Here is a 12716-nt window from a genome sequence, read left to right on the forward strand (position 1 = left end):
GGCCCTATCGTTCTAGGTGTGGAGCCAGCCTAGGCCTGTCGCGGAGCGGCGTCTAATCGGTTGTGCCGATACCCTGATCGACAGGGTCTATCAAGCCGGCGGGCGCCAGCCAGGTCCGGGCCTCCTCGAAGCAGGCTTCGGCCAGCGCCGAGCGCGGCTGTCCGCTGCGAATGATCAGGCCGAGCGCTGCCAGGGTATGGGCGTCCTCGATGGGGACCAGGCGCAACTCGTCGTCGACTTCGCTGCCCAACGGCATGATCGCGCAGCACAAGCCACGCTGCACCGCCTGCAGCAGTTGCTGCACCGAGTCGGTTTCCAGGCGCGCGATGGGGCTCAGCCCGCGGCTGCGGAAGTTGTGGTCGATGGATTGGCGGAAGTGCATGCCCGCCGAGAGCAGGCCCAGCGGCAGGCCAGCCAGCGCATCCCAGTTCAGCAGCGCGGCGTCGAGCGGGAAATGGCTGGGATGATGGAGCAGGCCCATGCGGGTCTCCGCCAGTTCGATGCCCTCGAAATGGCTGCGGTCCAGACGGTCCAGATAAGAGACGCCGAGATCGAACTGGTTGCGCGCCAGGCCTTCGAGTACCTGTTCCGAACTCAGGGAATAGAGCTGGAAACGCAACTCCGGGTGGCGCCCGGCCATGTGCTGGACCAGGCGCATCGGGTCGAAGCTGGCCAGCGGCACCACGCCCAGGCGCAGGGTCCCGACCAGTTGGCCGCGGCAGGCGGCGGCTTCCGCGTACAGCCCTTCCTGGGCCGCCAGCAGGCTGCGTGCCCAGGCCAGTACGCGCTCGCCGGCCTCGGTGAAGCCTTCGAAGCGTTGGCTGCGTCGCACCAGTTCCAGGCCGAGTTCTTCTTCCAGGCTGCGCAGGCGCATGGACAGGGTCGGCTGGGTGACGTGGCAGCGTGCGGCGGCCTGGCCGAAGTGGCGGGTTTCGTCGAGGGCGCAGAGGAATTTCAGTTGCTTGATGTCCATCGGCGCTTCCGTGGCGGGGGTGTCGCCGAATCTTAACGCGAATGGGCGCAGTGTTATGGGGTGGCGAAGGAGGCTAGGGATATTTCGCCGGTTTTTGCAGTCTAGACTTGGCTAGTCGCGGATCGGGATTGCGCCGGCCGCTTGCAACCGTAACCGTAAAGGGAGAACCAAAGATGGGTATTTTCGCGTTCGTGAAGGAAGCCGGTGAAAAGCTGTGGGATACGCTGACGGGGCATGAGGCACAGGCGGCCGAGTCGCTGAAGGAGCACGTCGCCAAGGTCGGCCTGGGCAACCCGAACATCCAGGTTTCGGTGGAAGGCGACAAGGTCATCGCCTCGGGCGAGGTGGCCAGCCAGGAGGAGAAAGAGAAGATCCTGCTGGCGCTGGGCAACGTCGCCGGCGTCTCCTCGGTGGAAGACAAGATCACCGTGGCCCAGGCCGCTCCGGAGGCGCGCTTCGTCACCGTGAAGAAAGGCGACACCCTGAGCGCCATCGCCAAGGCCGAATACGGCAATGCCAACGCCTACATGAAGATCTTCGAGGCCAACAAGCCGATGCTCAGCCATCCGGACAAGATCTACCCCGGCCAGGTCCTGCGCATTCCCGAGTGATCCCGGCGTTTCGCCAACCCCGCCCGCGTGGCGGGGTTTTCGTTTCCGCGGCTACGGCAGTCCTTCGAGCAGCCGCCGGTAGTCCTCCTGGGCAGCGAACTCCTCGGTGTCCCGGACCTGGCCACGGCTGTCCGGGTGGCGTACCGCCAACAGGTGGGCGACACCATAGGCGCGGGCGCTGCGCAGGATCGGCAGGCTGTCGTCGATGAACAGGCTGCGCTGCGGGTCGAAGCCGAAATCGGCTTGCAGGGCGCTCCAGAAGCGCGCGTCCTCCTTCGGGTAGCCGTAGTCGTGGGAGCTGATCAGTCGGTCGAAATAGGGCGCCAGTTCGATCCGTTCCAGCTTCAGCGACAGCGAGTCGCGGTGCGCGTTGGTGATCAGCGCCACGCGCTTGCCGGCCTGGCGCAGGGCGGCGAGGAAGGTATCGGCGTGCGGACGCAGCGAGATCAGGTGCGCCACCTCGTGCTTGAGTTCGCGGATCGACAGGTCCAATTCCCGGCTCCAGAAATCCAGGCAGTACCAGTTGAGCTGGCCAGCGTGTTCGCGGAACAGCGGCTCGAGCACGGCATCGGCTTCGGCGCGACTCAGGCCGTTGCGTTCGGCATAGCGCTGGGGCAGGTGTTCCAGCCAGAAGTGGTTGTCGAAGTGCAGGTCGAGCAGGGTGCCGTCCATGTCGAGCAGCACGGTGTCGATGGCGGACCAGGGCAGGGTGGGCATGGCGGCTCTTGTCGCGGTTCGTCGCGATCGATGCGGAAATCTGTCGCTTCCCATCAATCTCCGACAGGGATAATCGGAAAAGCCGGGGTATGATAACCCGCCGGCTTCGCCAAGGAGTTATCCACATGCGTCAGAAACCCACCGTACTCGCCAGCGAGATCGTCGCGAAGAGCCGACTGTTCGCTGTCGAGGAGTTGCAACTGCGCTTCAGCAATGGCGTCGAGCGCACCTACGAGCGTCTGGTCGGCAAGGGCCAGGGCTACGGTGCGGTGATGGTGGTGGCCATGCTCGATGCCGAGCACGCGGTGCTGGTGGAGGAATATTGCGCCGGGGTCGACGAATACCAGTTGTCGCTGCCCAAGGGCCTGGTCGAGCCGGGCGAGGACATCCTCGCGGCGGCCAACCGCGAACTCAAGGAGGAAGCGGGCTACGGGGCCCGGCAACTGGAGCACATCACCGAACTGTCGCTGTCGCCGGGCTACATGAGCCAGCGCATCCAGGTGGTGCTGGCGCGCGATCTCTACGAGGAGCGCCTGCCGGGCGACGAGCCGGAGCCGATGGGCGTCGATCGCATCAGCCTGCGCGAACTCTCGAGCCTGGCCCAGCACGCCCAGTTCAGCGAAGGCCGCGCCCTGGCCGCGCTGTACCTGGTGCGCGACCTGCTCACCCAGCGCGGCGAGTACCAGGCATGAGGCCGGTGCCTTGGGGCGAATTGGTGGCGCTGGTGCGGCGCGCCGGCGAGGCGATCCTGCCGCACTGGCGCGCCGACGTGGCGGTGCGCTCGAAGGCCGACGAATCGCCGGTGACTGCCGCCGACCTGGCCGCGCACCATATATTGGAGGCGGGATTGCGGGCGCTGGCGCCGGACATTCCGGTGCTTTCCGAAGAGGATTGCGAGATACCGCTGAGCGAGCGCGGCCACTGGCGGCGCTGGTGGCTGGTGGACCCGCTGGACGGCACCAAGGAGTTCATCTCCGGTAGCGAGGAGTTCACCGTCAACGTGGCCCTGGTCGAGGATGGCCGGGTGCTGTTCGGCCTGGTCGGCGTGCCGGTGAGCGGCCGCTGCTACTACGGTGGCGCCGGTCTCGGTGCCTGGCGCGAGGAGGCCGATGGCGGCGCGCAACCGATCAGTGTGCGCCTGGAGCCCGAGGAGGCCTTCACCGTGGTGGCCAGCAAGCGCCACGGCAGCCCGGCCCAGGAGCGCCTGCTGGATGGCTTGAGCGAGCGCTTCGGCGACCTGCGGCGAGCCAGCATCGGCAGTTCGCTGAAGTTCTGCCTGCTGGCCGAGGGCGCTGCCGACTGCTATCCGCGCCTGACGCCAACCTCGCAATGGGACACGGCCGCCGCCCAGGGTGTGCTGGAAGGCGCCGGCGGCGAGGTGCTCGATCTGCATGGCGCGCCATTCACCTACGAGCCGCGCGAGGACTACCTCAACGGCTCCTTCCTGGCCCTGCCGCGCGCCGCCGAGTGGCGCAGCGAGCTGATCCAACTGGCGCGCGCGCTGCACTGAAACGAAAGAGCTGGTCGAACCCTAATGCTGTTCGCCCCAATTGGGGCGCGGCGTTTTTCTGATCTGTTTTCTGGTCTCTATGGGAGATTACGATGTTTTGCCCGCTCGGGCTGACAGAAAACATGCAAATAGCCCGCAGCAGATGACTGACAGCGGGATTCGGCAGTGGCTCACCAAATATTCACTTTGGTGAACGGCATGACCGCATGAGCGGGGCTTTTCGTTGAGCTGTCGGCCGGTGCCGATAGGGGTGGCGCCTGAGTAAGTTCCTGTGTGATTTTTTCCGAAGCCTGGGGAGGATCATGGGCTCCATGAAAACTCCATCGTAATCGCACACGGGGAGAGCATGTAGAGCGTAGAGTTCTCGCGTTTGCGGGAGGGCACTATGCCAACATATCCATCGATCTATCGTTTTCGTGTTTTAGCTGCGGCTGTGATGGCGAGCGTATCGATTTATCTATTCTCAGCTTCGTTGGGCATGGATGTTTTAAAAAGTTATGAGGTGTTGGCAGATATCTATCCTGAGAATATGAATGACTATGCTTCAAGACTGACCGCTGAAGAGAAATTTCAAGGCGAGTTGCTCCGGCAGCTTACCGATAAGATCTATCTGGAGCGGTATTCGATTTGTGCGCTTATTTTGGCGCTCGCTATATTCTTCCTGCCATCGCCGGTAGTCGTGAGAAGAAGTCGTGTGCTTTTGGTTTTTCTCTATTTGGCGACTCCAGCTTCCATTGTGCTTTCAGAAGTTTTAGCAACCTCTTTGAGTCTGGATAGAATGCTGTATCCAACGTGGAGGGACAATATAGTAGTTTCTTGGTTTATCTCTTGCGCGGTCGCCTTTGCCGTCTGTTTTATGCTCCTGCCGTTGCTGATTCTAGGTTGGCGGAGAACCTCTGGAGGACTGATATTTCGCAGTAAGACCACACAGGTGTTGAGTGGAATTCTTCTTGCGGTTTGGCTGGTAGGATTTGCCTGCTCTTTTTTCAGTGGGGATTATGAGGCAATGCTTCCCCTATGGCTGGGGTTCGTATTTTTTTACTATGTACTTTCCTCCAGCGATGAGAAAACACCTGTCAATAAATAGGTGTTTCGAGGGCTATTAGAACGGATATCCAGTGCCTGATAACTCAATGGAGCTTCACCGTGGAACTTGATGTCAAAATTGGCCGATCCGTGCTTTTTCAGCTCCGTCAGGAACCTCGTCGCTGTTTGTTCATCCATGGGACGCTGGAAGTCCAGATCGGCATCGTACCCGTGAACTTCCAGCGGCTGTCGGTGAAACGCTGGAACTGGCCATCACCTGATCCAGCGCATCCAGATAGGCTCGCCGAGTGGCGCAGCGAGCTGATCCAACTGGCGCGCGCTGCACTGAAACGAAAAGGCCCGGTCTTCTAGCCGGGCCTTTTCCGTTGTGGCGGCGCTCAGTCGAGCATGTCGCTGAAACGCGCGTCCTTCTTGTATACCAGCGGCTGGCTGAAGCCGGGCACCGTCACCTGTTCGGCGCTGACCTCGATGGCGTGCTCGTCGATCAGGTCCTGGCCGAAGTTGTAGATGATCTCCAGGTCGCCCTGCAGCGCGCGCTGGTCGTAGGCGCGGGCGGCGGCGCGGGTCTGCTCGCGCTTCTCGACGTAGGCGGCGAAGGCCGCTTCGCCATGGCGCTTGCGCAGCATCTTCTCGGCGATTCGCGGCGACAGCACCACGCCGCTGGCGTTGTTGCCGCCGAAGCCCTTGGAGTTGATGAAGCACACCTCCAGCGGCTTGTCCTGGCGCATGTCGCGATTGGAGATGCTCAGGCGCTGCTGGTGGACGTCGTCGGCGACCTTGTCGATGGTCTTGATCCCAGGGAGGATGCCGTACTTGAACGTGCCCAGGGCGGAGATCAGCTGGTCGGCGCTGGCGGTGGCCAGGGAGTGGCCGACGTAGGCCTTCACCGCGGTGACCGGCCAGCCGTCGATGCCGAAGGCGCTGGCCACGCGGTCGAGGATTTCCGATTCGGTGACCCGGTTGGCCGGCGTGCTGGAGCCGTGGGCGTGGACGAAGCTGGCGTGGCGCACGGTGTCCAGGCCGACGATCTGCACCGCGCTGGCCACCGCCTTGGCTACCGTCAGGTAGTTGCCCGGGCCGGGGGCGGAGATGGACTTCTTGAAACCGTCGGCGTTGATGAACACGTCGGTTACCGCGCCGTGGATATCCGCGCCCAGGCGCAGGGCCAGTTCGTCGTCCATCAGCACTACGTATTGGCTGGACTCGGCCAGGGTGAAGCCGCAGTTCTCGCCGAACGGCCGGCTGGCGCGGCGGAAGTCCACGTCATCGCGGCCTTCGATCAGGCGCAGGCCTTCTTCGGTGGCCAGTGCGCCCATGGCGCTGTAGCCCTCGATGCACTCCGGCAGGATCGGCGCCTCGCTGTTGCCGACGATGACCACCCGGGCCTGGCCGCTGGTGATGACGTCGATACCCTTCTGCAGGTTGTAGAGGAAGGTGGCGCAGGCGCCTGTGATGCTGCCGGTCATGCCGACGCTGCCGAGCACGTAGGCATTGATGAAATCGGTGGGCATGCTGTTGAAGCCCAGCGGCAGTTGCTTGGCCGAGACCCGGTGGCCCTTCAGGCGGGATTGCATCAGGCCGCCGAAACCGTTGTCGTCGAGCTGGCTCATGATGCTGCCGGAGAATACCGCGATCTCGTCGGGCTGGACGTTGTCGACGATGGTCTTCCAGTCGATGCCGGTGGAGCGGATCGCGTCGGTCGCGGCGACCACCGACATCTGCAGGCCGCGCGGGTGGAAGCGCGAGTTGTACAGCTCGCCCGGTTCGAAACCGGTGGGCAGCTGGCCAGCGGACTTCACCGTCAGCGCACGGTAGCTGTCGACCTTGAACTCGCAGCGCTCGTGGATGCTCACCAGTACCTCGCCGTCCTCCGCGGGAGCGATCGACCAGTTGGCCGGCAGCGGCTCGGGCAGTTGCTTGGGCGAGGCCTTGAAGGTCAGCGTCTGGCCTTCGGCAGGGGACAGCTCGAGGACCTTGTGCCAGTGGACGGCATCCGGGTCGAGGTACTGCGGTTCGATGCGCCGCACCAGGGTAGAGGCGAAGATGCGTTCGGCGTAGCGCCGCTCGATGTCCTCCGGGGACAGCGGCGTGCCGTCTTCGGCCAGGTAGCGGCCGCCTTCGGCCTTGACCAGTTTCATCATGACCGCCAGGCCGGCTAGGGTTTCCTGGCGCGCCTGCGGGTCCATCGATTCGATGACCATGCGACGGAAGCCGTGGTGGAAGGAACTACGGCCTGCTGCGTTGTAGCCACCGAAACCAACAATGACCGGTAGTCGAGACATCACTCAGAAACTCCTTCGAATAGTCGTTCGCGTGCCGGGCTGCTGCCTGGTCCGGAGCGGGAAGCGCGTGGCGGCGATGGCGGCCTTTCCCGTCGGCGAGGCGAGCTTCACGGACCCGGGCACGAGCCAGTGGCCGTTGAAATGATCAGGGTGACTATGCTGACGTGAATCATGACTATCGAGTCACGTATTTTCCTACTGAATACCGCGTTGCGTGGGCTTTCCACAAGTGCTGGCGGTCTGCCTTGGGGGGATTGACGCCCATGGGCGGGCTGTTGGCGGAGGTGGGGCGTGGGCGAGTGTTGCGGGACTTGCTTGAAAGTCCGCGCGCAGAGGCGCGGCGCCGGGGCGTCCGCGGAGGCGGCGGATGACGCGTGGCGCTATCCGCCCTACGCCCGATGCCGGCGGAGGAGAATGAAGAAGGGCCGCGAAGCGGCCCTGGGGGGCATCAGCGGTACTCGATGCCCGCCTTGCGCGTGCTGACTCGCGTTCCCGCCTTGCCCTCGGTGATCGCGACGATGTCCGCGAGCGAACCGATCACCGCGTCCTTGCCGGTGGCGCGGGCGAACTCGATGGCGGCCTGGACCTTCGGTCCCATGGAGCCGGCGGCGAAGCCGAGGCGCTCCAGTTCGTCCGGGTGGGCCTGGGCGATGGCCTTCTGGGTCGGCTTGCCCCAGTCGACGTAGGCCGCGTCGACGTCGGTGGCGATGATCAGGATGTCGGCCACCAGCTCCTGGGCCAGCAGCGAGGAGCAGAGGTCCTTGTCGATCACCGCCTCGACGCCGCTGAGCTTCTTCCCGGCCTCGTCGTACATGGTCGGGATACCGCCGCCGCCAGCGCAGATGACGATGGTGCCTTTCTCCAGCAGCCACTTCACCGGGCGGATCTCGAAGATCCGCTTCGGCCGCGGGCTGGGCACCACGCGGCGGAACTTGTCGCCGTCCGGGGCGATGCTCCAGCCCTTCTCGGCGGCCAGGCGCTCGGCTTCTTCCCTGGAGTAGACCGGGCCGATCGGCTTGGTCGGGTTCTGGAACGCCGGATCCTTACCGTCCACCTCGACCTGGGTGAGGATGGTGGCGAACGGCACTTCGAACGGCAGCAGGTTGCCCATCTCCTGTTCGATCATGTAGCCGATCATGCCCTCGGTTTCCGCGCCGAGGACGTCCAGCGGGTAGGGCGAGACCTGGTCGTAGGCGGCCCCCTGGAGGGCCAGCAGGCCGACCTGGGGGCCGTTGCCGTGGGCGATCACCAGCTCGTTGCCGGGCGCCACCTTGGCGATCTGTTCGGCGGCGATCCGCACGTTTTCCCGCTGGTTGTCCGCGGTCATGGGTTCGCCACGGCGTAGCAGGGCATTACCGCCCAATGCGACGACGATACGCATATAGGTTACCTCCGGAAGGCGGCTGCGCCCGGCCGCGTGGGCCGGGGCGCAGGAGCGCGGTCAGATGTCGGCGAGGGTCGAGACGAGGATCGCCTTGATGGTGTGCATGCGGTTCTCGGCCTGCTCGAAGGCGATGTTGTAGGGCGACTCGAAGACGTCCTCGGTCACCTCGATGCCGTTGGCCAGGTTCGGATACTGCTCGGCGATCTGCTTGCCGACCTTGGTCTCGCTGTTGTGGAACGCCGGCAGGCAGTGCATGAACTTGGCCCGCGGGTTGCCGGTGGCCTTCATGATCTCCATGTTGACCTGGTAGGGCAGCAGTTCCTTGATCCGCTCGCCCCAGGCTTCCACCGGCTCGCCCATCGACACCCAGACGTCGGTGTGGACGAAGTCCACGCCCTTCACGGCTTCCTTCGGATCCTCGGTGAGGGTCAGCTTGGCGCCGCTTTCCTCGGCGAATTTCTTGCACTGGGCGACGAACTCGTCGTGCGGCCAGAGCGCCTTCGGTGCGGCGATGCGTACGTCCATGCCGAGCTTGGCGCCGATCAGCAGCAGGGAGTTGCCCATGTTGTTGCGCGCGTCGCCCAGGTAGGCGTAGCTGATGTCGTGCAGCGGCTTGTCGCTATGCTCGCGCATGGTCAGCACGTCGGCGAGCATCTGGGTCGGGTGGTATTCGTCGGTCAGGCCGTTGAACACCGGAACGCCGGCGAACTTCGCGAGTTCCTCGACGATTTCCTGCTTGAAGCCGCGGTACTCGATGGCGTCGTACATCCGGCCGAGGACCCGCGCGGTGTCCTTCATGCTCTCCTTGTGGCCGATCTGCGAGGAGTTCGGGTCGATGTAGGTGACGTTGGCGCCCTGGTCGTAGGCGGCCACCTCGAAGGCGCAGCGGGTGCGGGTGGAGGTCTTCTCGAAGATCAGGGCGATGTTCTTGCGTTGCAGGTGCTGCTGCTCGGTGCCGGTGTACTTGGCGCGCTTGAGGTCGCGGGACAGGTCGAGCAGGTAACGCAGCTCGCGGGTGCTGTGGTGCATCAGGCTGAGCAGGTTACGGTTGTGCATGTTGAAAGCCATGATTGATCTCCTTGTGGGAAGTCGGTGGGCGGCGCCCCTCCTGGGGACGCCGCCGTTCAGCTCGAGAGAGGGTTGTCTGTCAGTAGTCGATCGGGTCGCGGACGATCGGGCAGGTCATGCAGTGGCCGCCGCCGCGACCGCGACCCAGTTCGCTGGCGCTGATGGTGATGACCTCGACGCCGGCCTTGCGCAGCAGGGTGTTGGTGTAGGTGTTGCGGTCGTAGCCGACCACCACGCCCGGCTCCAGGCAGACCACGTTGTTACCGTCGTCCCATTGCTCGCGCTCGGCGGCGAAGCTGTTGCCGCCGGTCTCGACCACGCGCAGTTTCTTCAGGCCGAGGGATTCGGCGACCACTTCGAGGAAGGTTTTCTCCTCGCGGCGGATGTTCATGCCGTAGGGGCTGCTCGGATCGGGGCGCAGGCTGAAGGGCACGATTTCCTTGACCACTTCCGGGAAGACCGTGACCAGGTCGCGGTCGCAGAAGCTGAACACGGTGTCCAGGTGCATCGCGGCGCGGGACTTCGGCAGGCCGGCGACGATCACCCGCTCGGCGGCGCCCTTGGCGAACAGCGACTGGGCGACCTGACCGATGGCCTGGCGCGAGGAGCGCTCGCCCATGCCGATCAGGACCACGCCGTTGCCGATCGGCATCACGTCGCCGCCTTCCAGGGTCGAGGAGCCGTGGTCCTTGTCCGGGTCGCCGTACCAGATCTCGAACTCGGCGTTGGCGAACTCGGGGTGGAACTTGTAGATGGCGGTGGTCAGCAGGGTTTCCTGTCGTCGCGCCGGCCAGTACATCGGGTTCAGGGTCACGCCGCCGTAGATCCAGCAAGTGGTGTCGCGGGTGAACTGGGTGTTCGGCAACGGCGGCAGCAGGAAGCTGGAATGGCCCAGGTACTCGCGGTACATCTTGAGGATGTTGGCGCCTTCGCTGGCGGGCAGGTCGTCAGCGGCGACGCCGCCGATCAGGTACTCGGCCAGCTTGCGCGGCTCCAGGCTCTCCAGCCAGGAGCGCAGCTCGCTGGTCAGGCCCAGGCCGACGCTGTCGGCGGTGATCTTGCGATCGAGGATCCACTTCAGCGCTTCCGGGTTCTGGATGGTCTCGGTCAGCAGGTTGTGCATCTCGAGGACGTCGATGCCGCGCTCGCGCATCTTGGTGACGAAGTCGAAGTGGTCGCGCTTGGCCTGGTTCACCCAGATCACGTCGTCGAACAGCAACTCGTCGCAGTTGCTAGGGGTCAGGCGCTGGTGGGCGAGTCCGGGCGAGCAGACCATCACTTTGCGCAGTTTGCCGGCTTCGGAGTGGACGCCAAGTTTGGTTTTTTCCGTGCTCATTTCACGTCTCCAGTGGAGTAATCAGAGGGTGAGGAAACCGTCGTAGAGGCCGTAGGCACCCACCAGGGCGCCAATGACGACTGCGGCGAAGATCAGTTTTTCGATTCCGGTGAAGATCGGCTGGCCGACCTCGTGCTTGGCCTTGGCGAAGAGGATCGCGCCGGGCGCATACAGCAGGGCGGACAGCAGCAGGTACTTCAGGCCACCGGCGTAGAGCAGCCAGACCGCGTAGACCACAGCGATGCCGGCGATGACCAGGTCCTTGCTGCGTTCGCGGGCATCGTTCTCGTAGGTCTCGCCCTTCAGGGTCAGCAGCAGGCCATAGGCGGCGGACCAGAAGTACGGGATCAGGATCATCGAGGTTGCCAGGAGCAGCATCTTGGTGTACGGGTCCATGCCGTCCGGGTCGCCCGAGGTGAAGAACACCACCACCAGGAACACCTGTACGCAGATGTTGGTCAGCCACAGGGCGTTGGCCGGCACCTGGTTGGCGTTCTCGCGGCGCAGGAACTCCGGCATGGTGTGGTCCTTGGCAGCGGCGAACATGATCTCGGCGCACAGCAGCACCCAGGAGAGCAGCGCGCCCAGCAGCGAGATCAGCAGGCCGACGCTGATCAGCACGGCGCCCCAGTGGCCGACCACATGCTCGAGTACCAGCGCCATCGACGGGTTCTGCAGCTTGGCCAGTTCCGGCTGGGTCATCACGCCCATGGACAGCACGTTGACCAGCACCAGCAGGAGCAGGACGGTGATGAAGCCGATCACGGTGGCCTTGCCGACGTCGGAACGTTTTTCCGCGCGGGAGGAGAAGATGCTCGCGCCCTCGATGCCGATGAACACCCAGACGGTGACCAGCATCATGTTGCGCACCTGGTTCATCACGCTGCCCAGGTCCGGGTTGCTCTTGCCCCAGATGTCGGCGGTGAAGATGTCCAGCTTGAAGGCGAACAGGCAGATCAGGATGAACAGGAACAGCGGCACGATCTTGGCCACGGTGGTGACGGTGTTGATGAACGCCGCCTCCTTGATCCCGCGCAGCACCAGGAAATGCAGGGCCCAGAGCAGGACCGAGGCGCAGACGATCGCGGCGACGGTGTCGCCCTTGCCGAAGATCGGGAAGAAGTAGCCGAGGGTGCTGAACAACAGGACGAAGTAGCCGACGTTGCCCAGCCAGGCGCTGATCCAGTAGCCCCAGGCCGAGGAGAAACCCATGTAGTCGCCGAAGCCGGCCTTGGCGTAGGCGTACACGCCGCCGTCGAGTTCGGGCTTGCGGTTGGCGAGGGTCTGGAAGACGAAAGCGAGGGTGAGCATGCCGACGGCGGTGATCGCCCATCCGATCAGGACGGCGCCGACGTCGGCGCTGGCTGCCATGTTTTGCGGAAGGGAGAAGATGCCCCCTCCGATCATCGAGCCGACAACCAGAGCCGTTAGCGCTCCTAGTCGGAGTTTTTGGCTGGATTCTTGGGACATTTTCGGAATCTCCCTATAGGAATTGAGAGTGAAGCCATTAGGCGGCAGCGGCTATTGTTGAATGCTGATCCACGTCAATAGCTTCCTACTCAAAGTAATTAGATGACGCATTCCTGTAAGTCGCGAGTGCCAAAGATAGAAGAGGAATCTAAGACCTGCCCGCAATAGGGCGGTTTTTTCATGTGATAGGGGAAGTCTTGCCATCCGCTACGGGGAAAGCTTGAAATTGCTCGAAATCGGGCTATAAGCCGCGGATAAAGCCGGATCGTTGATGCCGATCAATGAATTTCGCGAGACGGTATTCTGACTTTTGGAGGG

The 12716-nt window shown here is 63.7% G+C and carries 12 protein-coding genes; 5 read left to right on the plus strand and 7 right to left on the minus strand.

Going from position 1 to position 12716, the window contains the following annotated elements; translation table 11 throughout:
• Positions 1 to 52 precede the first annotated feature (52 nt).
• Entirely contained in the window at positions 53 to 973 is a 921-nt protein-coding gene (locus tag FOC67_RS28015) for a LysR family transcriptional regulator (protein ID WP_003096212.1), read from the minus strand.
• Positions 974 to 1146: 173 nt separating this feature from the next.
• Between FOC67_RS28015 and lysM the strand changes: the two genes are divergently transcribed.
• Positions 1147 to 1584: a peptidoglycan-binding protein LysM gene (gene lysM / locus FOC67_RS28020; protein ID WP_003096210.1), complete on the plus strand. Its 438-nt coding sequence runs from the start codon at positions 1147 to 1149 to the stop codon at positions 1582 to 1584.
• Between the two features lie 51 nt (positions 1585 to 1635).
• On the opposite strand, the gene yrfG is transcribed toward lysM, so the two are convergent.
• On the minus strand, positions 1636 to 2301 hold the full coding sequence (yrfG, locus tag FOC67_RS28025; protein ID WP_003135990.1) for a GMP/IMP nucleotidase: 666 nt from the start codon (positions 2299 to 2301) through the stop codon (positions 1636 to 1638).
• 125 nt (positions 2302 to 2426) lie between these two features.
• Here yrfG and nudE point away from each other — a divergent pair, with 125 nt between their 5' ends.
• The 4 genes from nudE (at position 2427) to FOC67_RS28045 (ending at position 5209) form a co-directional block, all read left to right on the plus strand.
• Entirely contained in the window at positions 2427 to 2993 is a 567-nt protein-coding gene (gene nudE, locus FOC67_RS28030) for an ADP compounds hydrolase NudE (protein WP_003096206.1), read from the plus strand.
• Complete coding sequence (gene cysQ / locus FOC67_RS28035; protein WP_009314465.1) at positions 2990 to 3811, plus strand: 3'(2'),5'-bisphosphate nucleotidase CysQ; 822 nt, start codon at positions 2990 to 2992, stop codon at positions 3809 to 3811. The genes nudE and cysQ overlap by 4 nt, the downstream gene beginning before the upstream one ends.
• A gap of 385 nt (positions 3812 to 4196) precedes the next feature.
• Positions 4197 to 4898: a hypothetical protein gene (locus FOC67_RS28040; RefSeq protein WP_009314464.1), complete on the plus strand. Its 702-nt coding sequence runs from the start codon at positions 4197 to 4199 to the stop codon at positions 4896 to 4898.
• Positions 4899 to 4957: 59 nt separating this feature from the next.
• Positions 4958 to 5209, plus strand: coding sequence for a hypothetical protein (locus FOC67_RS28045; RefSeq protein WP_223193920.1), 252 nt, complete (start codon positions 4958 to 4960; stop codon positions 5207 to 5209).
• Positions 5210 to 5235: 26 nt separating this feature from the next.
• Here the strand turns inward: FOC67_RS28045 and fabY are convergent, their stop codons facing one another.
• The 5 genes from fabY to arcD form a co-directional block, all read right to left on the minus strand.
• Positions 5236 to 7140, minus strand: a complete 1905-nt coding sequence (fabY, locus tag FOC67_RS28050; RefSeq protein ID WP_009314463.1) for a beta-ketoacyl-ACP synthase FabY — start codon at positions 7138 to 7140, stop codon at positions 5236 to 5238.
• A 448-nt stretch (positions 7141 to 7588) separates the two neighbouring features.
• Positions 7589 to 8521 carry a carbamate kinase gene (arcC, locus tag FOC67_RS28055; RefSeq protein ID WP_003096199.1) on the minus strand — a complete coding sequence of 311 codons (933 nt, stop codon included), beginning with the start codon at positions 8519 to 8521 and terminating at the stop codon, positions 7589 to 7591.
• Between the two features lie 60 nt (positions 8522 to 8581).
• A complete protein-coding gene (locus FOC67_RS28060; protein ID WP_003096197.1) occupies positions 8582 to 9592 on the minus strand; it encodes an ornithine carbamoyltransferase in 1011 nt (336 codons plus the stop codon).
• A 79-nt stretch (positions 9593 to 9671) separates the two neighbouring features.
• Positions 9672 to 10928, minus strand: coding sequence for an arginine deiminase (gene arcA, locus FOC67_RS28065; RefSeq protein ID WP_003111744.1), 1257 nt, complete (start codon positions 10926 to 10928; stop codon positions 9672 to 9674).
• Between the two features lie 21 nt (positions 10929 to 10949).
• Positions 10950 to 12398 carry an arginine-ornithine antiporter gene (gene arcD, locus FOC67_RS28070; protein WP_009314462.1) on the minus strand — a complete coding sequence of 483 codons (1449 nt, stop codon included), beginning with the start codon at positions 12396 to 12398 and terminating at the stop codon, positions 10950 to 10952.
• Positions 12399 to 12716 lie beyond the last annotated feature (318 nt).

Origin of the sequence: Pseudomonas sp. FDAARGOS_761, assembly GCF_013343155.1 — a bacterium.
Lineage (GTDB): Bacteria > Pseudomonadota > Gammaproteobacteria > Pseudomonadales > Pseudomonadaceae > Pseudomonas > Pseudomonas aeruginosa.

Excerpts from the sequence above, each read along its gene's own strand:
- FOC67_RS28015 (WP_003096212.1), bottom strand. The coding sequence starts at position 973 with ATGGACATCAAGCAACTGAAATTCCTCTGCGCCCTCGACGAAACCCGC.
- lysM (WP_003096210.1), top strand. The coding sequence starts at position 1,147 with ATGGGTATTTTCGCGTTCGTGAAGGAAGCCGGTGAAAAGCTGTGGGAT.
- yrfG (WP_003135990.1), bottom strand. The coding sequence starts at position 2,301 with ATGCCCACCCTGCCCTGGTCCGCCATCGACACCGTGCTGCTCGACATG.
- nudE (WP_003096206.1), top strand. The coding sequence starts at position 2,427 with ATGCGTCAGAAACCCACCGTACTCGCCAGCGAGATCGTCGCGAAGAGC.
- cysQ (WP_009314465.1), top strand. The coding sequence starts at position 2,990 with ATGAGGCCGGTGCCTTGGGGCGAATTGGTGGCGCTGGTGCGGCGCGCC.
- FOC67_RS28040 (WP_009314464.1), top strand. The coding sequence starts at position 4,197 with ATGCCAACATATCCATCGATCTATCGTTTTCGTGTTTTAGCTGCGGCT.
- fabY (WP_009314463.1), bottom strand. The coding sequence starts at position 7,140 with ATGTCTCGACTACCGGTCATTGTTGGTTTCGGTGGCTACAACGCAGCA.
- arcC (WP_003096199.1), bottom strand. The coding sequence starts at position 8,521 with ATGCGTATCGTCGTCGCATTGGGCGGTAATGCCCTGCTACGCCGTGGC.
- FOC67_RS28060 (WP_003096197.1), bottom strand. The coding sequence starts at position 9,592 with ATGGCTTTCAACATGCACAACCGTAACCTGCTCAGCCTGATGCACCAC.
- arcA (WP_003111744.1), bottom strand. The coding sequence starts at position 10,928 with ATGAGCACGGAAAAAACCAAACTTGGCGTCCACTCCGAAGCCGGCAAA.
- arcD (WP_009314462.1), bottom strand. The coding sequence starts at position 12,398 with ATGTCCCAAGAATCCAGCCAAAAACTCCGACTAGGAGCGCTAACGGCT.